Annotated in this window: 19 protein-coding genes and 2 tRNA genes; 11 read left to right on the top strand and 10 right to left on the bottom strand. The window is 66.6% G+C overall.

What is annotated here, in order from left to right; all coding sequences use genetic code 11:
- Positions 1–268: 268 nt before the first annotated feature.
- From L8F96_RS02315 to L8F96_RS02305, 3 genes are read left to right on the top strand one after another with little or no spacing between them, the layout of a single operon-like run.
- Positions 269–1069: a TlpA family protein disulfide reductase gene (locus L8F96_RS02315; RefSeq protein ID WP_334654882.1), complete on the top strand. Its 801-nt coding sequence runs from the start codon at positions 269–271 to the stop codon at positions 1067–1069.
- On the top strand, positions 1069–1707 hold the full coding sequence (locus L8F96_RS02310) for a DsbA family protein (RefSeq protein WP_334654881.1): 639 nt from the start codon (positions 1069–1071) through the stop codon (positions 1705–1707). The genes L8F96_RS02315 and L8F96_RS02310 overlap by 1 nt, the downstream gene beginning before the upstream one ends.
- Positions 1708–1765: 58 nt before the next feature.
- Complete coding sequence (locus L8F96_RS02305) at positions 1766–2260, top strand: nucleoside deaminase (RefSeq protein WP_334654880.1); 495 nt, start codon at positions 1766–1768, stop codon at positions 2258–2260.
- 6 nt (positions 2261–2266) lie between these two features.
- Here L8F96_RS02305 and L8F96_RS02300 read toward each other — a convergent pair whose 3' ends face one another.
- Positions 2267–4063, bottom strand: coding sequence for an SLC13 family permease (locus L8F96_RS02300; RefSeq protein WP_334654879.1), 1797 nt, complete (start codon positions 4061–4063; stop codon positions 2267–2269).
- Positions 4064–4194: 131 nt separating this feature from the next.
- Here L8F96_RS02300 and L8F96_RS02295 point away from each other — a divergent pair, with 131 nt between their 5' ends.
- Together L8F96_RS02295 and L8F96_RS02290 are read left to right on the top strand one after the other, a co-directional pair.
- Complete coding sequence (locus L8F96_RS02295) at positions 4195–4809, top strand: glutathione S-transferase family protein (protein ID WP_334654878.1); 615 nt, start codon at positions 4195–4197, stop codon at positions 4807–4809.
- A gap of 162 nt (positions 4810–4971) precedes the next feature.
- Positions 4972–6021 (top strand): DUF2776 family protein, encoded by a 1050-nt coding sequence (locus tag L8F96_RS02290; RefSeq protein WP_046408856.1) that lies wholly within the window; start codon positions 4972–4974, stop codon positions 6019–6021.
- Between the two features lie 71 nt (positions 6022–6092).
- On the opposite strand, the gene L8F96_RS02285 is transcribed toward L8F96_RS02290, so the two are convergent.
- The 4 genes from L8F96_RS02285 to L8F96_RS02270 all read right to left on the bottom strand — a co-directional run bounded on the left by L8F96_RS02285 (position 6093) and on the right by L8F96_RS02270 (position 8264).
- Positions 6093–6169 (bottom strand) — tRNA-Pro (locus L8F96_RS02285).
- Between the two features lie 52 nt (positions 6170–6221).
- Positions 6222–6294, bottom strand: a tRNA-Ile gene (locus L8F96_RS02280).
- Between the two features lie 163 nt (positions 6295–6457).
- Positions 6458–6724: a hypothetical protein gene (locus tag L8F96_RS02275; RefSeq protein ID WP_046408874.1), complete on the bottom strand. Its 267-nt coding sequence runs from the start codon at positions 6722–6724 to the stop codon at positions 6458–6460.
- Between the two features lie 130 nt (positions 6725–6854).
- Positions 6855–8264: a M20/M25/M40 family metallo-hydrolase gene (locus L8F96_RS02270; RefSeq protein ID WP_334654877.1), complete on the bottom strand. Its 1410-nt coding sequence runs from the start codon at positions 8262–8264 to the stop codon at positions 6855–6857.
- 106 nt (positions 8265–8370) lie between these two features.
- Here L8F96_RS02270 and ettA point away from each other — a divergent pair, with 106 nt between their 5' ends.
- Positions 8371–10050 carry an energy-dependent translational throttle protein EttA gene (gene ettA, locus L8F96_RS02265; RefSeq protein ID WP_125946420.1) on the top strand — a complete coding sequence of 560 codons (1680 nt, stop codon included), beginning with the start codon at positions 8371–8373 and terminating at the stop codon, positions 10048–10050.
- Between the two features lie 90 nt (positions 10051–10140).
- On the opposite strand, the gene L8F96_RS02260 is transcribed toward ettA, so the two are convergent.
- The 5 genes from L8F96_RS02260 to L8F96_RS02240 form a co-directional block, all read right to left on the bottom strand.
- Positions 10141–11769 carry a M28 family metallopeptidase gene (locus L8F96_RS02260; protein WP_334654876.1) on the bottom strand — a complete coding sequence of 543 codons (1629 nt, stop codon included), beginning with the start codon at positions 11767–11769 and terminating at the stop codon, positions 10141–10143.
- Positions 11769–12617: an NYN domain-containing protein gene (locus L8F96_RS02255; RefSeq protein ID WP_334654873.1), complete on the bottom strand. Its 849-nt coding sequence runs from the start codon at positions 12615–12617 to the stop codon at positions 11769–11771. Before L8F96_RS02255 ends, L8F96_RS02260 begins: the two co-directional genes overlap by 1 nt.
- A 66-nt stretch (positions 12618–12683) precedes the next feature.
- On the bottom strand, positions 12684–12923 hold the full coding sequence (locus tag L8F96_RS02250; protein ID WP_145118574.1) for a hypothetical protein: 240 nt from the start codon (positions 12921–12923) through the stop codon (positions 12684–12686).
- Positions 12924–12976: 53 nt separating this feature from the next.
- Positions 12977–13459: a transcription elongation factor GreB gene (gene greB / locus L8F96_RS02245; protein ID WP_046408880.1), complete on the bottom strand. Its 483-nt coding sequence runs from the start codon at positions 13457–13459 to the stop codon at positions 12977–12979.
- A gap of 71 nt (positions 13460–13530) precedes the next feature.
- Positions 13531–15549, bottom strand: a complete 2019-nt coding sequence (locus L8F96_RS02240; RefSeq protein ID WP_334654871.1) for a lytic transglycosylase domain-containing protein — start codon at positions 15547–15549, stop codon at positions 13531–13533.
- Between the two features lie 76 nt (positions 15550–15625).
- On the opposite strand from L8F96_RS02240, the gene dapA reads away from it, so the two are divergent.
- From dapA to L8F96_RS02215, 5 genes are all read left to right on the top strand, one after another.
- Complete coding sequence (gene dapA / locus L8F96_RS02235; protein WP_145118578.1) at positions 15626–16501, top strand: 4-hydroxy-tetrahydrodipicolinate synthase; 876 nt, start codon at positions 15626–15628, stop codon at positions 16499–16501.
- An 86-nt stretch (positions 16502–16587) separates the two neighbouring features.
- Entirely contained in the window at positions 16588–16908 is a 321-nt protein-coding gene (locus L8F96_RS02230) for a hypothetical protein (RefSeq protein ID WP_052742507.1), read from the top strand.
- A 48-nt stretch (positions 16909–16956) separates the two neighbouring features.
- Positions 16957–17439, top strand: a complete 483-nt coding sequence (smpB, locus tag L8F96_RS02225; protein WP_046408884.1) for an SsrA-binding protein SmpB — start codon at positions 16957–16959, stop codon at positions 17437–17439.
- Positions 17439–18023, top strand: a complete 585-nt coding sequence (locus L8F96_RS02220) for a DUF2062 domain-containing protein (RefSeq protein ID WP_417158923.1) — start codon at positions 17439–17441, stop codon at positions 18021–18023. The genes smpB and L8F96_RS02220 overlap by 1 nt, the downstream gene beginning before the upstream one ends.
- A gap of 42 nt (positions 18024–18065) precedes the next feature.
- Entirely contained in the window at positions 18066–20177 is a 2112-nt protein-coding gene (locus L8F96_RS02215) for a M13 family metallopeptidase (RefSeq protein WP_334654867.1), read from the top strand.
- Positions 20178–20209: the final 32 nt, after the last annotated feature.

Here is a 20209-nt window from a genome sequence, read left to right as displayed (position 1 = left end):
AACAAAGCTTTGGTTCCAAGCTTTGTTGCTCACATGTGACGGAATGCTGCCATGCAGCGAAAGCGCCACAGCCTCAACCCAAGATGTTGCAGTGCACAATAAAGAATAAGGTGCTGAAAGGTGGCTTGATTGGCGGGGGTGCGACACCATGGGAGCGGGTGCGAGCTCGGTTGATCTGTGCTGCCCCGCGCCATAGTGACCGGCGGGCGGCACGCGGCCGCATCGATGACCGGTGCCCTGGCGCGCCTGACGACGACGAGGCGACCGGATGGACGGCATATGGACGATCGGGCCAGTGATGATCGCGGCCGATCGTGCGCTGGCGATCGCGGCGATGTGGCTGTTCCTCGCGGCCGGCATGATGGTGGCGCGGCGCACGGGCGCGGCGGCCGAGCGCGCCGCGGGCGTGGCGCTGGTCGTCGGGATCGTGGCGGCGCGGCTTGGCTTCGTCGTGCAGCATCTGGACGCGTTTCGCGTCGAGCCATGGTCGGTCATCGCCATCTGGCAGGGCGGTTTTGCCCCGTGGATCGGCGTGATGGCGGCGGCGCTCACCCTGCTGCTGGCGCTGGGACGGCGCGGGGCGACGGCGTGGATGATCGCGGTGCTGGCCGTGCTGTCACTCGGCCACGCGGCGCTGAGCGCGGTCCTCGCCCCGGCGCCCCAGCCACTGCCACGCGGACTGACGCTGCATGATCTGGACGGAAAGCCAGTCGCGATCGATGCGCTGCGCGGCAAGCCGTTCGTGCTGAACCTGTGGGCCACCTGGTGCGGACCGTGCCGCCGCGAAATGCCGATGATCATCGATGTGGCGCGAGCGTCCGACACGCCGGTGCTGCTGATCAACCAGCGCGAGAGCGAGGCCGCCGTGCGGCGCTTCCTGGCGGCGGAGCGGCTGGCGGGGGACGCCGTGGTGCTCGATCCCACGGGCCATGTCGCTGCGGCCACGCGGGCGGGGGGCTATCCCACCACCGTGTTCGTCGACGCGGCGGGCCGGATCACCCGCCGCCACACGGGCGAAATCTCGCGCGCCAGCCTGATGGCCGCGATCGACGAACTGGAAGGAAGCTGATGGTCACTGGCCGTTTTCTTATGGTGCAGGCGCTGGCCGCGCTTGCTGTGGCCCTGACCGTTTCACCGGCGGTGACGGCGCAGAACATCACCTCCAACGTCGCGTCGCTGCATCGCCAGATCCAGAATGACAGCGTCGCCCCGACAGTCGCGCCGGCGGGTGCGGATGTGACGATGGTGGTGTTTTCCGATTATCAATGCCCCTATTGCCGCAAGGTCCACCCGGCGCTGGAGCAATTGCGGCGCGAGGATCCGAAGCTGCGCGTGGTGTATCGCGACTGGCCGGTGTTCGGCGCGGTCTCTCGCGAGGCGGCGCGGACGGCGATCGCGGCCAATTACCAGAGGCGGCACGCCGCGTTCAACAATGCGCTGATGCAGACGCAGGGCAGGATCACCAGCCAGTCGATCCGTATCGCCGCGGACCGCGCCGGCGTGGATTGGGCGCGGCTGCAGGCTGACCTCGTCAAGCATGACGAGGCGATCGACGCAGCATTGGCACGTACCCACCGCTACGCCCGTGCGATCGGCCTGGCCGGCACGCCGGCGCTGGTGATCGGGCGCTACCTGCTGCCCGGCGCGGTCGAGCTGCCGACGCTGCGCGAGGCCGTCGCCGCCGCGCGGCGGCGGAACGCGGACTGAGCCAGAACCAGCGGCCAATTGGTGCCTGACGCGTTGGGGCGGGGGAAAGGGCTGACTGATGCGCAAGGACGATGATGAACGGTGGATGCGATCGGCGCTGGAGGTGGCGCGGTCGAAGGGGTCGCATCCCTCGACATCGCCGCTCGGATGCGTGATCGTCCTGGACGGCAAGGTCATTGCCGCGGAGCGCAACCAGACGCACGAATTGCCCGACGCGACCGCCCATGCCGAGATGATGGCGATCCGCCGCGCGTGCGAGGGGATCGGTGAGCTCGAACTGCGCGGCGCGACGCTTTATTCCACGCTGCAGCCTTGCGGGATGTGCACCATGGCGTCGATCTGGTCGAAGGTCGGGCGGGTCGTGTTCGGCGCGGGGCGCGATGACGTTCACCCGATGTATTTCGAGGCGAAGCATGTCGACACGCTGGCGTTCATCGCCGACGCGTATCGCGACGATATCGAGATCGAGGGCGGCTGCCTCGCGGCGGAATGTGCCGAGCTTTATTATGGGCCCTATGCCGACCTGCCCGAGGAGGAGCAGGCCAATCTGTAGCCGCGGTCAGGCCAGCGGCCAGAAGAACAGGATGAGCGGGGTGCCCAGCACCAGCACCAACAGCGAGAGCGGCGCGCCCAGCCGGGCATAATCCGCGAAACGGTATCCGCCCGGGCCCATCACCAGGGTATTGCACTGATGCCCGATCGGGGTGAGGAAATCACACCCCGCGCCGACCGCCGTTGCCATCAGGAACGCCTCCGGCCGATAGCCGAGATCACCGGCGAATTGCGCGGCGATCGGCGCCATCACCAGCACTGTCGCGGCGTTGTTCAGGAACGGCGTCACCGCCATCGCCGCGGCGAGGATCAGCGCGACCGCGCCCCAGGCGGGCAGGGTGGTGGCGACACGGGCAAGGCCGGTCGCGATCACCTCCGACGCGCCCGTCGTTCGCAACGTATCCGACACCGGGATCAATGCGCCGAGCATGATGAGGATCGGCCATTCGACATGATCATAGGCCTCCCGCGGGCTGATCGCACCCGTCGCCATGACAAGGCCCGCCGCGGCGAAGAAGGCGACGGCCACCGGCACCCAGCCCATTGCGGTCAGGAACATGGCGCCCGCGAGGACAAGGATCGGCAACCAGGTGGTGCGGCGCGAGCCCAGCCGCAGGTCGCGTTCCGCCAGCGGCAGGCAGCCGAGCTGCCGCAATCTTTCGGGCATCGTATCAAGCGGGCCTTGCAGCACGACGACATCGCCGGCGCGCAGCACCGTGTTGGCGAGACGGCGGGACAGCCGCTCGCCGCGGCGCGAGATCGCGACCAGGTTGACGCCGAACATCCGCTGGAGGTTGAGGCGCCCGGCGGTCTGCCCCTCCAGCATGCCGCCCATGTTGACCACCGCCTCGACCACGCCGATCTCGCCGGTGCTGCTGCCCTTGTCCTTGTCGCGCTGTTCCTGCGCCGCTTCGCGCCCCTCGCCCTCATAAGCGAGCCGATCGGTGGCGATCGCCCGCTCCAACGCGTCGGGCGCGCCGCTGAGGATCAGCGTGTCACCTTCCTCCAGCGTCATCGCCATGCCGGGCGCGCTGCGCAGCCCGGCGCGCAACATCTGGGTGAGGACGATCTCGCCCTCGTGCCGATCAAGGAACGCCTGCACCGTCTCCCCGACTGCCGGCGACCCGGCGGGAAGCACTACTTCGGTGACATAGCCGGTGATATCCAGTGCCTCACCCATCGTCGCGGCGGCGCGGCGGTCGCGCGGGACGAGGCGATAGGCGAACCGCAGATAGACCAGGCCGATGACGAACAGCCCGAGGCCGACCGGTGTGTAGTCGAACATGCCGAACGGGTGCCCCGTCATCTGTTCGCGCACGCGGCTGACGATGATGTTCGGCGAGGTGCCGACGAGCGTCATCAGCCCACCGAGCAATGCGGCAAAGGACATCGGCATCAGGAAGACCGACGGGCTGGTATCGTTGCGCTTCGCCATCTGGAACGAGGCCGGCATCAGCATGGCAAGCGCGCCGATGTTCTTCACCAGCGCACTCGCGACCCCGACCGTCCCGGTGAGCACCAGCAGTTGCGAGCGGACCCGGGTGACGTGGCGGCTCACCTTGCGCAGCGCGCGTTCGAGCACGCCCGAGCGTTGCACCGCCCCCGAGATCACCAGCGCGGAGCCGACGATCACGACGATATCGTCGGAAAAGCCGCGAAACGCGTCCTCCGGCTTCACGATGCCGAGCAGCAACGCGGCGAGCAGCGCGATGATCGCGGTGACGTCATAGCGGAACCGCCCCCAGATGAAGAGCGCCATCATCCCCAGGAGCGTTGCGATGGAGAGGCTCTGGGGCAGTGTCATGGGCTTACCGGAAATGCGCGAACGTGGCTTTATCTCCGTGGGGAGGCGGCAAATTACGCGTTGGCGTCGGGCGGTCCGTGCTGCTGCGGCGCCAGCTTTTGTTTTGGGCGCGGCTGGGTCAGGATGGCGGCATGAAATTGTACAGCGCGCCGCCGCCGGCCCCGAACCCCCGCCGCGTCCGCATGGCCGCCGCCGAGAAGGACATCACGCTGGAGGAGGTCATGCTCGATCTCCGGCGGGGAGAGCACAAGGCGCCGGACCATCTGGCACGCAATCCGCTTGGCCAGGTGCCGGTGCTTGAGCTTGATGACGGAACGATGATTTCCGAGACGGTGTCGATCTGCCGCTATCTCGACAGCGTGGCCGACGCGCCGTCGCTGTTCGGGCAGACGCCGACCGAGCAGGCGCTGGTCGACATGTGGATCCGCCGGGTCGAGCTTCAGATCGGCGAGCCGGTGAAGATGTTCTGGCGCCATGCGCATCCGGCGACGGCGGCGCTGCTGACGCAGTACACGGATTATGGCGCATCGAACCGCGACCTGCTGCATCGCGCCATGCGCTGGTTCGACCGCGAGCTGTCGGACGCGCGGGCGTTCATCACGGGAGATGACTATTCGATGGCCGATATCGCGGCGGTGACGATCATCGATTTCGGCCAGCTGATCGGCATGGAGCCGCTGGCAGAGCGCGACCACGTTCGCGCCTGGCACGAGCGGGTGGCCGGGCGGGCAAGCTACGCAGCCTGAGCGGCAGGGTAAACACGCCGAACCAACGCCGGCGGCATCCCGGCGCGATCGTATCTTTGCCTATTGGATCCTGCCCCAGCGGCCGGCCATGTGATGGCGTGGCGTGTTCGCAGGGGCGGACGGAGCGTACAGCCCCTTGCCCCGCCGAGCAGGAGGATGCCCGTGAACTATTGGATCAGCATCCTATTCCGGATCATTCCCCTGGCGATGGGGGCAGTGTGCCTCGGCCTTGGCCTGTATGTGTTGCGGGACGGCACGGATGCCAATGATTTCGTCGCCGGACACATTCTGGTGTCGCTGACCGCCATCTGCATCGCCCTGTTCACGACCGCCGCGATGATCATCCGGCAACTAACGCACACGTTCAGTCCGGCATGGAAGGTCATCCTCCCCGTGATCGGCTATTCCGCCGCGGGTGCGACCGTGATCTGGGGCTTCGCGATCATTCAACAGGGGAGCGTGCCCAGCTTCGTTGCCGGCCATGTGATAGCCGGCGTGGGGTTGATTGCTGCGTGTGTCAGCACCGTCGCGACGGCATCAAGTGCCTTCACGCTGATCCCCAGAAATGCGCATGGCCGCGCGCAGGACGGTCCGCCCGCCGAGGCGTACAGCCGCGCGACCGGCGCGGCGCTGATTGCCGTGCCTGTCATAGCTACCGTCGCTGGTGCGTTGTGGGCGGCGATGTTGCTGGCGCGTGCCGCCGAGACGCCTGATTATGTCGCCGGCCACGTCCTGCTCGGCATCACGGCCATTTGCGCAAGCCTTATCTCGTTGGTGTCGACGGTGGTGCGGCAGGTGCGCAACGAATTTGGCGAGGGAGAAAGATGGGCGTGGACGCTGTGGGTCCTGTTGATGGGAGCAGCGGCATTTGGTTGGGGAGTGATCGTCCTGTTCGGAGATGACCGGGTAGATCGGATCGCCCCCGGGTGCGTCCTGCTCGGGCTGGGCATGGTGTGCTTCAGCATCGTGTCAAAGGTGTGGTTGCTGGCGCTGACCTGGCGGCGCGAATGCGCACTGGCGAACCGGATTCCGCTGCTTCCGGTCCTGACCTGCCTCGCCTGCCTGTTCTTTTCCGCCTTCCTTGCAGAAGCGGCCACCGCGAACCCGGGCTTCTTCGTCCCGGCGCGCGTTCTGGCGGGGCTTGGCGCCGTCTGCTTTACCCTGTTTTCGATCGTGTCGATCCTGGAGGCCGGCACGTCGGACAAGGAATAGGCTTCGGTGGGCGGCTCCGTCAGTACGGCTGAATACGCCTCGATCGCGATCGCAACGGCGCCGGCGTGAGTTGGTCGGGGAGACAGGATTCGAACCTGCGACATCCTGCTCCCAAAGCAGGCGCGCTACCAGACTGCGCCACTCCCCGACGCGTGCGAGCGCCTAGGCGGTTACCGGCCCGAGTGCAAGCGATCACGCGGTGGGCCCGGCAGGACTCGAACCCGCAACCTAGCCGTTATGAGCGGCCAGCTCTAACCGTTGAGCTACAGGCCCTCCGCGTGAGTGACCGCCTATAGGCGGAGCGTCGCAGGGGCGGCAATGCCTCAAATGGTACGCGGCCCCCTGGGAAAGTGACAAAAGAAAAGGGCGCCTCCGCAAAGCGGAAACGCCCGTTTCATCATTCAGCAAAGCGGCGAGCCTGATGGCCCGCAGCGCATTACTGCATGTTGTCAGCCTTTTCCTCGGCGACGTCACGGACGTTGTCCGCTGCGTCCTCAAGGTTGTCAGCTGCATTCTCGAGACCCTCGGCAGCAACGGCGTTCGCCGAGTTGTCAGCCAGGTCCTCAAGGTTGTCGGCCATCATTTCCATGTTGTCGGCCATCATGTCCGCGTTGTTCTCGACCGCGGCGGCCTCCGGCGACTTCGAGCAAGCAGCCACGGACATCAGGCCGGCGGCGGCAGCGATCAGAACGATCTTCTTCATTCGAATGCTCCCAAGCATTTATTCATTTCGCGGCCGACCCGTTTGCCGTCGCGAGCCACGGCAAATACCGCAGCAATTTGATGGGTCAATGATGAAATTCATCTGGCAGCAAGGTTCGCGACGAACGGATTCAGCGCGCGGGACGCTCAACCGGCCCGATTTCCTCCGGCGCATCGGCCACGATCGCCAGCATCGCCGTCCATGCCGCGACGTTCTGACGCAGGTTGTCCGGGTCCACGCGATCCAGCGTATCGTCAGGCGTGTGATGTACGTCGAAATAATCGAGGCCTGACTGATTGAGGTCGACGCCCGCAACGCCCAGCGCCACCGTCGGGCCGATATCCGCGCCGCTGCCGCCCGGGCCGTTGCCGCGCACGATGCCCAGCGGGGCGAGAGCGGCGGCAAGGCGATCACCCACGGGCTTCGCTGATTCCGGCAGCGTCATGCCGAGCCGCCAGATCTTGTCCGCGCCAAAATCGCTTTCGGCTGCGAGCGCGTGGCGTTCCTTGCCGTGCTTCGCGGCATAATCGCGGCCGCCGAAGCCGCCGACTTCCTCCGCGCCGAACCAGACGACGCGGATCGTGCGGCGCGGGCGCTTGCCGCTGTCGAGGATCCGCTTGGCCGCCGCGGCGGTGATGGCGACGCCGCTGGCGTCGTCGATCGCGCCGGTGGCGAGGTCCCAGCTGTCGAGGTGGCCGCCGATGAGGACGATGCCCGCGTTGGGATCGGTGCCGGGCACCTCGGCGATGACATTGCCCGACTCCCGCTCACCCACCTGGCGCGGGGTGAGGACCAGCTTCATGCGGATCGGCTTGCCGCGCTTCGCCAGCGCCTCGATCAGCTTGGCGTCGGGCACCGACAGCGCGGCGGCGGGGATCGCCGGGCCGTCACGGAAATAGGTGGTGCCGGTATGCGGCAGGCGATGCGTGTCGGTGCCGATCGAGCGGATCACGATGGCGGCGGCGCCCTTCTTGGCGGCGAGCGCAGGGCCGGCGAAGCGTGCGACGCCGGCCTGGCCGTAGCTCGATCCGTCCTGCGTCTTCATCATCGTGTTGCCGACATAGGCGATCTTGCCGGTAAGGCTGCCGTCAGGCGCCGCGGCGAGATCGGCATAGGTGGGGAAGATCACCACTTCCGCCTCGATGCCGTTGGCGGGCGTTGCGCCCGAATTGCCGAGCGCGGTCAGGTGCAGCTTCTGCGGCACGGGGGCGACCACTTCGCCGCGTTCCTCACCGCGCACCCAGACCGGCATCTGGTAGGTTTCGATCCGAACGTTCTTGAAGCCCAGCGCCTTCAGCTTCGCCGCGCTCCAGGTGCGGGCGCGGGCCTCCGCCTCGGTCCCTGCCAGGCGCTGGCCGACCTCGGTCGTCATGCCTTCGACGATGTCGTAGGCGACATCGTCCTTCAGCGCGGCATCGCGCAGCGCGGCGACGCGCGGGTCGACACCGGCGGGCGCGGCCGGTGCGGCGCGCTGCGCGACGGCCGGCACGGCAGCGGATGTGGCGAGGAGAAGGGCGGCGAGGGCGTAACGACTGGTCATGCCTACCGCGTAGGTCGGCGCAGCAAGTTTGCCAACGGCCCGTCGCATCATTACATGCGCGGCGACATTTTCCAGCCATTCCAGTCTACGGAGCGACAGGCGACCCATGGCCGTCCAGTATACCTACGTCATGAAGGGTCTGACCAAGACCTTCCCGGGCGCCAACAAGCCCGTGCTCAACAACATCCACCTGCAGTTCCTGCCGGGCGCGAAGATCGCGATCATCGGCCCGAACGGCTCGGGCAAGTCCACGCTCATGAAGATCATGGGCGGGATCGACACCGATTTCACCGGTGAGGCCTGGGCCGCCGAGGGGATCAAGGTCGGTTACCTGCCGCAGGAGCCGCAGCTCGACCCCGACAAGACGGTGATCGAGAACGTCCGCATGGGCGCGGGACCGGTCGTGCAGATGGTCGAGCGGTTCAACGCCATTTCCGCCGAAATGGGCGATCCGAAGGATGATACCGACTTCGACGCGCTGATGGAGGAGATGGGCGATCTTCAGGCGAAGATCGACGCCGCCGACGGCTGGAGCCTCGATTCGCAGCTGGAACAGGCGATGGAGGCGATGCGCTGCCCGCCGTCCGACAGCCCGGTCACCAACCTGTCGGGTGGTGAGAAGCGCCGCGTCGCGCTCGTTCGCCTGCTGCTCGAGAAGCCCGACATCCTGCTGCTCGACGAACCGACCAACCACCTCGACGCCGAGAGCGTCAGCTGGCTCGAGAATTTCCTCAAGGAATATACCGGCAACGTCATCCTGGTGACGCACGACCGCTACTTCCTCGACAATGTCGTGAACTGGGTGCTCGAGCTCGATCGTGGGCGTTATTACACCTACGAGTCGAACTATTCCGGTTACCTGGAGAAGAAGGCCAAGCGGCTGGAGCAGGAAGAGCGCGAAGAGGCCGGCCGCCAGAAAGCGATCGCCGACGAGCTCGCCTGGATGCGGCAGACCCCCAAGGCGCGCCAGACCAAGAGCAAGGCGCGTATCCGTGCGTTCGACGAGCTGGTCGAGAAGCAGGAGAACCGCGCGATCGGGAAGGCGCAGATCCTGATCCAGATCCCCGAGCGCCTGGGCGGCAAGGTGATCGAGGCCAAGGGGCTGACCAAGGCCTATGGCGACAAGTTGCTGTTCGAGAACCTCGACTTCAACCTGCCGCCGGGCGGCATCGTCGGCGTCATCGGCCCGAACGGCGCCGGCAAGTCGACGCTGTTCAAGCTGATCACCGGGCAGGAGCAGCCCGATGGTGGCACGATCGAGGTCGGCCAGACGGTGAAGCTGGGCTATGTCGACCAGAGCCGCGACGCGCTCGACCCGCACAAGAACGTCTGGGAAGAGATTTCCGACGGGCTCGATGTGTTCCGCTTCGGCAAGCAGGAGCTGGGTACGCGCGCCTACGTGGGTGCGTTCAACTTCAAGGGGCAGGACCAGCAGAAGAAGGTCGGCCAGCTGTCGGGCGGTGAGCGCAACCGCGTCCATATCGCCAAGATGCTGAAGGAGGGTGGCAACGTCCTGCTGCTCGACGAGCCGACCAACGACCTCGACGTCGAGACGCTGCGCGCGCTCGAAGAGGCGCTGGAAAGCTTCGCGGGCTGCGCCGTGGTGATCAGCCACGATCGCTTCTTCCTCGATCGCCTGTGCACGCACATCCTCGCCTTCGAAGGCAACAGCCATGTCGAATGGTTCGAGGGCAACTTCGAGGCGTATGAAGAGGACAAGCGTCGCCGGATGGGCGATGCGGCGGATCGTCCGACGCGGCTTGCCTACAAGAAGCTGACGCGCTGATCCGACGCGATCGTCACCCTGGCGCATCGCCGGGGTGACGGTGGATCAAGGAAAGGGCCCGCCCGGCAGATGCCGCGGCGAGCCTTTTTCTTATTGGCGCTGGTCGGCGCTCTTGGCGCGGATGGCGCGAAATTCGGACGCCGGGCGCCATTCGGGCCACACGCCCGCCTTCGAAAGCCGCTGGCCCATCGAATAGAACAGGTCGACGTCCTGTGCGGCGCCGGTGAAGTTCCAGTCGGGCGCCCAGGCGTCGCAGGTCTTGTGGTAGCAAGCCATATAGCCGTCGAGCCACTTCTGCCCCGCCTCGCGGCCGCCGACGCGCATGTCGCTCGCACCGCCAAGCGCCATCAGCTGAAGCGCGGGAACGCCGCGGCGGACGACCGAGAAATGATCCGCGCGATAGAACAGCCCGCGCTCGCTGGCCTCCTCCGGCGTGACGACGCGGTTCTGCGCACGCGCCGCCTCGGTCAGCAGATCCTCGAGCGTGGACTGACCAGCGCCGACGAGGATCACGTCCTTCGCCTCGCCCGCCGTCTGCAGGATGTCGAGCGTCAGGTTGGCGACGGTCCTTTCCAGCGGCGCGGTCGGGCGGGTGGCAAACCATTCGGAGCCGAGCAGGCCGCGTTCCTCCGCGGTCCACAGCGCGAAGACGAGCGTGCGGTCGGGCGCCGGGCCGGCCTTGAACAACCGGGCAAGCTCCATCACGCCGGCAACGCCGAGCGCATCGTCGTTGGCGCCGGGGCGGATGGTACGGCCCTGCGCATCGGGCGGGCCTTCGCCATAGGCGTCCCAATGCGCGGCGAACTGAACGGTCTCGTCCGGCTTCACCTTGCCCGGGATCTTGGCGAGGACATTGGCGCTTTCAATCCGCTCGACGCTGACGGGCAGCTTCGCGGTGAAGCGCGCCTTCATCGCGATCGGGCGGAACGCGGCGGAACGCGCCTGCTTGCGCAGCCCCGCGAGATCGAGGCCCTCGGCGGCAAAGACGCGGTTCGCCGCCTCGCCCGACAGCCAGCCCTGCAGCGCGATGCGCTGATCCTCGGGGCCGCGGACGATATCGTAATTCTCGCCGTTGGAGGCATTGGCGGTAGACCAGGGATAGCCGGCGCCTGCGGTATCATGGACGATCAGCGCGCCGATCGCGCCGCGCCGTGCCGCTTCCTCATACTTGTAGGTCCAGCGGCCATAATAGGTCATCCGCTTGTCGCCGAAGCGGCCCTTGGCATCCTCGCCCGCCGCCGCCTCGAAATCGGGATCGTTGACCAGTAAAACCGCGACCTTGCCCTTCAGGTCAACGCCCTTGAAATCATCCCACTTCGCCTCGGGCGCGCTGACACCATAGCCGACAAAGACGAGCGGCGCGTTCTCGATCGCGACCGCCGCATCGGGGCGAACGGTGGTGAGTGCGACGTCGGTGCCCTGCTTCAGGCTGGTCGCGCCGAAGCTGACCGGGCCATCGCCAAGCCGGGTGTGGATCAGCGGCACCTTTTGCGTCCAGGCGCCGTCCGGCCCGCCCGGCTCCAGTCCCAGCGCCTTGAAGCGCGCGATCGACCAGTCGATCGTCTTCTTCTCGCCCTCCGTCCCCGGCGACCGGCCACCGAATTCATCCGAGGCGAGCACCTTGGTCATCTCGGAAAGCTTGGCGGGGTCGGTTTTTGGTGGGTCGGCGGCCGCAATGGCGATCAGCGGGAGGAGACAGGCAATCGTCTTGTTCTTCATCAACGCAACCTTCGCACGAATACACGGCCATCCTCGCGCCGCTCGGTCTGGAAATTGGGAACGGCGGCGATCAGGTCCGACAGGCGCTTGTAGCCATAGTTGCGCACGTCGAAGCTCGACCGGTTGGCGGCAAGCTGTCCCATGGCGGACAGGCTGACGAAGCCCTTTTCGTCGCGCTTCACCGCGGAATAGGCGTCGATCAGCAGCTTCACCAATTCATCGTCGATTGGTGCCGGGCTCTGCGATGCGGCGGGCTCAAGCGGGGTCGTCTCAGCCGCGCCCGTGTCGGTGGGGGCAGGGGCGGAGGCCGGCGCGGCCTGCTCCTTGCCGTTTGCCGGTGCCGCCGGCGCTTCCCTGGCTGGAGCGGGGCGCGGCGTGGGCGCGGGGCTCTCCTCCTCGGCGGCCATCAGCTTGTCGACATCGATGAAGCGAGTGCAGGCGCGCTTGAAGCCCTCGGGCGTTTTGGCCTGGCCGAAACCATAGACGGGCAGGCCATCCTGCCGCAGCCGGGTGGCAAGCGGCATGAAATCGCTGTCCGACGACATGATGCCGAACCCCTCGACGCGCCCGCGGAACAGCAGGTCCATCGCGTCGATGGTCATCTTCATGTCGGTGGCGTTCTTGCCCTTGGTGATATCGAACTGCTGCTGCGGTTCGATGCCGTGCTTGATCGTCATCTCGCGCCAGCCGCTCAGCGCCGGCTTCGACCAATTGCCGTAGACGCGGCGGATGTTGACCGTCCCCAGTTCGGCAAGGACGGTCAGCACCGGATCGATCGCGTGCCAGCTGGCATTGTCCGCGTCGATCAGGAGGGCGATGTTGCGGGTGGGGGTGTCGTCGGTCGCCATGGGTCAAGCCATCGGCGCTCCATCCGCCCGCGTCAATCGCCCCCGGTTCGTTGATGGACGCAGCGTTCAGCCACCCACGGGTCGCGAGCTGCGGAACGCCTGATCGGCGTTGATATCCGCCTGTTTGGTCAGCGGGGTCGAACCGTCGGGATCATCCACCTGCTTCAGGTCAGCGCGCGAGCCGAGGTCGCGGGCCAGCGCGCCGCCGCTGGTGCCGGCCTGTGCGTCACCCGCGGGGATCATGCCTTCGATCACATCCTTGTCGTCATGATCGCGGGCGCTGGTGGTGCGGGGGTTCTCTGCCATTGTTACTCTCCTTCACTGCGTGGAAGAACGAGTGGGCAGGGTGCCGAGTTTCGTCAGGCGTCCGGATAAGCGATGGCGATCACTTCATATTCCTTCTCGCCCGCGGGCAGCGTGACGCGGCGCAGATCGCCGACCGCTGCGCCGCGCAGCGCGCGGGCGAGCGGGGCATTCCAGCCGATCAGCCCCTTGCCGGCATCCGCCTCGTCATCGCCGACAATGGTGAGTTCGCGGTGATTGTCGTCCTCGTCGGCGATCGTAATGCTGGCGCCGAAATAGACGCGGGTGCGATCAGGCGCCTGCGCAGGATCGACCACCTTGGCGGCCTTCATGCGGCGCGACAGGAAGCCCAGCCGGCGATCAATCTCGCGCAGCCGCTTGCGGCCGTAGATATAGTCGCCGTTTTCCGAGCGGTCGCCATTGCCGGCGGCCCAGGCGATCGTCTCGACCAGCGCCGGCCGCTCCTTGGCGAACAGCTGGTCGTATTCTGCGCGCAACGTCGCATAGCCGGCGGGGGTGATGTAGTTCGGGCGATCCATCGCGGCGTCTTAGCCAAGCCGCAGCGGATCCGCGACCTTCCCGTCGCGTGGCGAGGGAAGGTCGCGATGCGTCAGCCGGTGCGATTGCGGCCGAGATACCAGCTGAGGTTGGCGGGGCCACGGCTCTTGGCGCGCGGCGGGTTCATGAGGTCATACACCACGGCGTTTTCCAGTACGCGCTGCACATAGTTGCGCGTTTCGCCGTAGGGGATCGCCTCGATCCATTCGACCATGTCGATCGCCCCGGTGCGCGGATCGCCATTGGCGCGCAGCCACTTGTTCACGTTGCCCGGCCCGGCGTTATACGCCGCGATCGCCAGCGGATAGCTGCCGTAGATGCCGAAGATGCGCTGGAAATAGCTGGAGCCGAGCTGCGTGTTGTAGCCCGTGTCGGTCAGCAGGCGGCCGGCGTCATAGGGCAGCCCCATCTTCCCCGCCTGTTCGCGCGCGGTGCCCGGCATCAGCTGCATCAACCCGCGCGCACCGGCCGACGAGATGGCGGCGCGATCGAACTGGCTTTCCTGCCGCGCGATGGCGTGGATCATCGTCCACTGGCTGTCATAGCCGGACGGCACCGACACGGTGGGGAAGGCGATTGCGCTATATTCGGTCTGGTCGTTCTGCATCGCCTTTCGCCCGACGATCACCGCCAGGTCGGGGCGCCGGATGGAGCGGGAGAGTTCCTCCGCCAGGAAATGCTCGGCATCGGTCTCGACGTCGGCGGCGATGGTGCGGACGAAAGCGGTCTGATCCTGATACTGGCCAATAGTGCCCAGAAACTGCGCGGCGCGCACCGTTTCGCGGCCGAAGAATGCCTGGCGGGCGGCCGGATCGATGGCGGGGGAGGCCACGTCGCGCGGGGCGGTCAGCGGGCGGCGAAGGTGCTCGAGCGCCAACTGGCCGTAGAATTGATCGCGATATCCAGCGGCGCGGTTGAAGAAAGCGCTGGCATCGGCGCTGCGACCGGCGGCCTCGGCGGCGCGGCCGGCCCAGTAAAAGCCCTTGGCGCGGGTCTGCGGCGACTGGCTGCCCCGGCCATAGCGATCGAACATCGTCATCGCGTCAGCCGGGCGGTTCAATTGCTTCAGCGCCGTCTGGCCAGCCAGCCAGACGAGGCTCGTGTAATCGTCCCGCTCGCCATAGGGCTTCTTCGACACGTCAGTGCCGGCGGGATAGGCGTCGTCGACCTGCCGCGCGATGTCATAGGCGAGCTGATACTGCCCATCGGCGGCCGCGGCGCGCGCATTGGTCAGCAGCACCTCGTAGAATTTCTCGACATTGCCGGGCAGGGCGATTCCGGGCCGGCGGGTGCGGGCGAGCCACGACCGCGCGCTGGCGCTCGCCCCGCTATTGCGCAGCCACACCGCCTTGTCGGCGATATAGCCCGCATCCGACGCGCCCGCGGCATCGTTGGCGGCGGCGAGCGCGGAGGCATTCTCCGCCTTGGTGCGGAACGCCAGCCGAGCCTCGAACAGCGGGCGACGGGCAGGGGAGGTCAGCGCGATCTGCCGAGCAGCGATGCTGGTCGATCCCTGCCACAACAGCGCGTCCATCCGCGCGTCATGATCCTCGGGCCGGAGGGCGCCGGCAAAGCTGGTGAGGATCGTCGATTCATCGGTCGGCGTCAGCGCGCCGCGCCGCCATGCATTGCGTGCGGCCTCATAGGCCTCAGCCATCGCTCCCGTCGCCTGAAGCGCCTTCGCCTGCGCCACGGCGCCCGCCGCGGTCAGCGGGGGATAGCGGCGGAAAAAGGCGACGACATTCGCGGGCGCGGCATAGCCGTTGCTGGCCTGCCGCTCCGCCGCGCGGCGATTGGCGGCCTCGTTCGGCCAGCCGGGATGCGCCATCACGAAGCTGGCGTAGCTGTCGAACGGCAGCCCGTCGGTCTGCTGCAACGCGCGCCATTGCGCGAGCGCGGCGGCGAGATCGGCGTTGTTCGTTACCTGCGCCATGGCGGCAGGCTGCGACTGCGCCAGCGCGTTGGCTGCCCGCGTGCGTGCAGCATCATCCTGCCCCTGAGCGACGACCAGCGCCGCGCCCAACCCTATTCCCAGTGCGATCAATGCCCCTGCCCTCAAACCAGTCACCATTGTGGACAGAATAGCCGGCTCACCCGTATCTGTCCTGAACGACCCAACGCACCACAATCCGTTTCAGGAGCAACACATGTTTTCCGGATCGATTCCGGCGCTCGTCACGCCGTTCGACGCCGACGGCCGCTTCGTCGAGCGCGCCTATCGCGATCTGATCGAATGGCAGATCAGCGAGGGTTCCAACGCGCTTGTCCCCTGCGGGACGACCGGCGAGGCCGCGACGCTGGCCAAAGACGAGCATTTCGCGATCGTGAAGGTGTGCGTCGATCAGGTGCGCGGGCGCGTGCCGGTGATCGCCGGTGCCGGATCCAACGACACGCGCGTCGCGGCGGCGAATATCGCGGCGGCCAAGGAGGCGGGGGCGGATGCCGCGTTGATGGTGCCGCCTTATTACAACCGACCCTCGCAGGACGGCATCTTCCAGCATTTCGCCGCGCTGGCGCCCAGTTCCCCGCTGCCGATCGTGCTGTACAACGTGCCGGGCCGCACGGTGACCGACATCCAGCCGGAAACGCTGATCCGTATCGTGGAGGCGTTTCCCAAGGTGTTCGTTGGGGTCAAGGATGCATCGGGCGTGCTCCAGCGTGTGTCGCAGCATCGCGCGGCGCTGGGCGAGGGGTTCAGCCAACTGTCCGGCAATGACGATCTGGCGCTGGCATTCAACGCCATGGGCGGGGTGGGGTGCATTTCTGTCACCGCCAATGTCGCGCCCCGGCTGTGCGCCGATTTCCAGGCGGCGGGCACGGGGGTCGAGGCGCTGGCGCTGCACGATCGTTTGTTCGCGCTTCATACCGCGCTGTTCACCGATGCCTCTCCCGGGCCGGTGAAATATGCCATGAGCCGTGTCCGCCCTGATTTCCCGCAGGGACTTCGCCTGCCAATGACGTGGCCGAACGAGGCGAGCCGCGCCGCGGTCGACACTGGGCTGGAGCGCGCTGGCCTGCTCTGATCGCGCCATCGTGGACGCATCGGCTAAGCGCTCTTAATCCCGCCGCATTCTCCCCGCACGTTCCCGAACGAACAGGGGAGAAAGCGGTGGCGGCTTGGTTGATGCTGACCGTGCAGGCAGTTGCCGGACCGCCGGCCCCGGTCGCCCGCGCGCCCGTGGAACGCCCATGCCCGGTCGCCAAGCCCGGGGAAGAGATCATCGTCTGCGGCCGGTCAGGCGATGCCTTCCGATTGAAGCCGATGCCGGATCGCTACGCGCCCGAACGCGCCCCGCCCAAGGCAGAAACCGCGATAAACGGGGTCGGGACGCTTGCCGCGGAAGCAGAGCGGGCGGCGGATGCGCAGGGGGCGCCGATCAATCGCGCGATGATCCGCCTCCGCGTTCCGATCGGCACCGTCAAACGCTGATCACGCCGCCTTCCCACGGACGACGCAACGCCCTACATCGCCCCGTCCATGCCACGTCCCAAACCCGCCATCTTCGACAAGAAGAAGATCGTCGCCGAGAACCGCCGCGCGCGCTTCGATTATTCGATCGACACCACCTATGAGGCCGGGATCGTCCTGACCGGCACAGAGGTGAAGAGCCTGCGGTTCGGCGAGGGATCGATCGCGGAAAGCTACGCCGAGGTCAGTGAAGGCGGCGTTTGGCTGGTGAATTCGAACATCCCGGAATTCAGCCACGGCAATCGTTTCAACCACGAGCCCAAGCGTCCCCGTAAACTCCTGCTTCACGAGCGCGAAGTTAGAAAGCTTCACGGCGCCGTGGCGCGGGAGGGTATGACCCTCGTGCCCCTGATGATCTATTTCAACAGTCAGGGTCGGGCCAAGGTGGAGTTGGCGTTGGCGAAGGGCAGGAAAGCGCACGACAAGCGTGACGCGATCAAGGAGCGCGACTGGAAGCGCGAGGCCGGCCGCCTCATGCGTGAGCGCGGCTAGTGGCCACGCGCAACCCCGGCATCTGGCAGCGGTTCACCGGCTGGTGCCATCGCAATTTGCCGACCCGCGAATCGATGGAGGAAAGCCGCCTGCTTCGCCCCGTCGCGCACCGTGTGCTCGCGCCGCAGCTCTGGCGGTTCACCCGCCGGTCGGTGCCGCGCGGCGTGGCGCTGGGCATGGTGACCGGGATCCTCTTCCCGGTCGCCCAGATCCCTTTTTCGGCCATGCTGGCGCTGCCGTTTCGCGCCAACATCCCCTCCGCCGCGTTAACGACGTTCATCACCAATCCGGTGACTACCCCGCCGCTGTGGGTGGCGGCTTATTATATCGGCAAATGGACGCTGCACCTCGACCGGGCGCTGCCCGGCGATCCGATGCAGGACGCCGCGGTCAACGCCGCGCAATCGGGCTGGATGCAGTGGCTGATGTCGGATGCGGCGCCAGCGACGGCGCTCGGCCTGTTGATCGTCACCGCGGTGCTGTCGCTGGCAGGCTATGGGCTGTCGATGCTGGGATGGCGTTTGTGGATCGCGCGCAAGTGGCGGTCTCGTCACATTCGTAACCACGTTGACGAGGCGTCTTGAGCGGATAAAACACCGCCTTTCATTCCCTTGAAGGCGATTTTGATGCGCTCGTCCCTCCTGGTTGCTGCGATTCTTTCCACCACCGCGGCTGCGGCGATTGCCCAGACCGCGGCGGACAAGCCCAAAACGGCTGCCGCTCCCAGCAAGGCGGTGCAGGGCCAGACGGCGCAGGGCCAGACGGTGCAGGGTCAGCCGGCAGCCGCGAAGGCGAACGGGCCGAAGATCGGGACCTTCGGCTTCGACATGGCGGGCCGCGACACCAGCGTGCCGCCGGGCGACGACTTCTACCAATATGCCAGCGGTACCTGGGAGAAGAATACGCAAATCCCGGCGGACCGATCGACCTATGGCATGTTCCACGTGCTGCAGGACCTGTCGCGCGAACAGACCCGCACGATCCTGGAGGAGCAGCGTGGCCAGCCGGGCAGCAAGTCGGGCGATTTCTACGCGAGCTTCCTCGACGAGGCGACGGTGAATGCCAAGGGTATCACGCCCGTCCAGCCGTGGCTGACCGCGATCAAGAACGCGCCGAGCAAGGCGGCGCTGGCTGAAGAAGCCGGGCGGATGCAGCGCCGCGGCGTCGGCACCCTGTTCGGCATGTACGTCAACCAGGACGACAAGGATCCCGAGACCTATGCCGTGGTGTTCAGCCAGTCGGGCCTGGGCCTGCCGGACCGTGATTATTACCTGAAGGATGATGCCAAGCTGGCGGCCAACCGGACCGCCTACCAGTCGTATCTGGCGAAGATGCTGACGCTGGCGGGTGAGCCGAACGCGGAGGCGCGCGCCGCGGCCGTCGTCGACATGGAAAAGGCGATCGCCGCGGCGCACTGGACCCGCGTCGACAGCCGCGACGCCGACAAGGTCTATAACAAGCTGACCTTTGAGGAACTGAACGCCCGTGCCCCGGGCTATGACTGGGCGCAGTATTTCGAAGGCGCGGGCATTCCTACGGATGCGCCGATGCTGGTGTCGCAGCCGTCCGCCTTTACCGGTGAGGCAAAGGTGTGGGCGGAAACGCCGCTGCCGGTGCTGAAGGATCATCTGCTGCTGCGCACATTGTCCAGCTATGCGCGTTTTCTGCCGAAGGAGTTCGACGACACCCGCTTCGCCTTTTACGGCACCGAGCTGACCGGCGCGCCCGAACAGCAGGCGCGGTGGAAGCGCGGCGTCGATCTGGCGAGCGAGCATCTGGGGGAAGATCTCGGCAAGGCGTATGTCGCCCGATACTTCCCGCCGGAATCGAAGGCCGCGGCGGACGAACTGGTGCGCAACGTCATCGCGTCGATGGGTGAGCGGCTGAAGAAGCTGGAATGGATGGCGCCCGAGACGAAGCAGAAGGCGCTGGCGAAGCTCGCCGCCTTCACGCCGAAGATCGGCTATCCCGACAGCTGGCGCGACTATACTGCGCTGGAGATCCGCCGCGACGATCTGGTCGGCAATGTCGCGCGCGCCAATGAGTTCGAGTTCCAGCGCAACATCGACAAGCTGGGCAAGCCGATCGACCGGGGCGAGTGGTTCATGACCCCGATGACGATCAACGCCTATGCCAATCCGACGATGAACGAGATCGTTTTCCCGGCGGCGATCCTGCAGCCGCCGTTCTTCGATCCGAAAGCCGACCCGGCAATCAATTACGGCGGGATCGGCGCCGTGATCGGCCATGAGATCAGCCATCATTTCGACGATCAGGGCCGCAAATATGATGTGAACGGCAAGCTGACCGACTGGTGGACGGAGAAGGACGTCGCGCAGTTCAAGACCTTCACCGACCGCCTCGTGGCGCAATATGACGCCTATGAGCCGCTGCCCGGCCAGCACGTGCAGGGCGCGCTGACGCTGGGTGAGAACATCGCCGACCTCGCCGGGCTGGTCGTCGCGCATGACGCCTACCGCCTGTCGCTCGGTGGCAAGAAGGCGCCGGTGATCGACGGCACGACCGGCGATCAGCGTTTCTATCTGGGCTGGGGCCAGGTGTGGCGGACCAAGTACCGCGAGCCGATCCTGCGTCAGATCCTGCTGTCCGATCCGCACGCGCCGGGGATGCAGCGCGCGAACATCGTCCGCAATCTGGATGCCTGGTATGATACGTTCGGTGTCCGCCCCGGTCAGAAGCTTTACCTGACGAACGAGCAGCGCATCCGGATCTGGTGACGCCATGCCCGCCGCGCGCTGCTTGACGCGGC

The sequence above is a fragment of the Sphingomonas panaciterrae genome (genome assembly GCF_036890205.1).
Lineage (GTDB): Bacteria > Pseudomonadota > Alphaproteobacteria > Sphingomonadales > Sphingomonadaceae > Sphingomonas > Sphingomonas panaciterrae.
The sequence above is the reverse complement of the archived record's forward strand: the minus strand, read 5'-3'. Positions and strand labels throughout refer to the sequence as shown.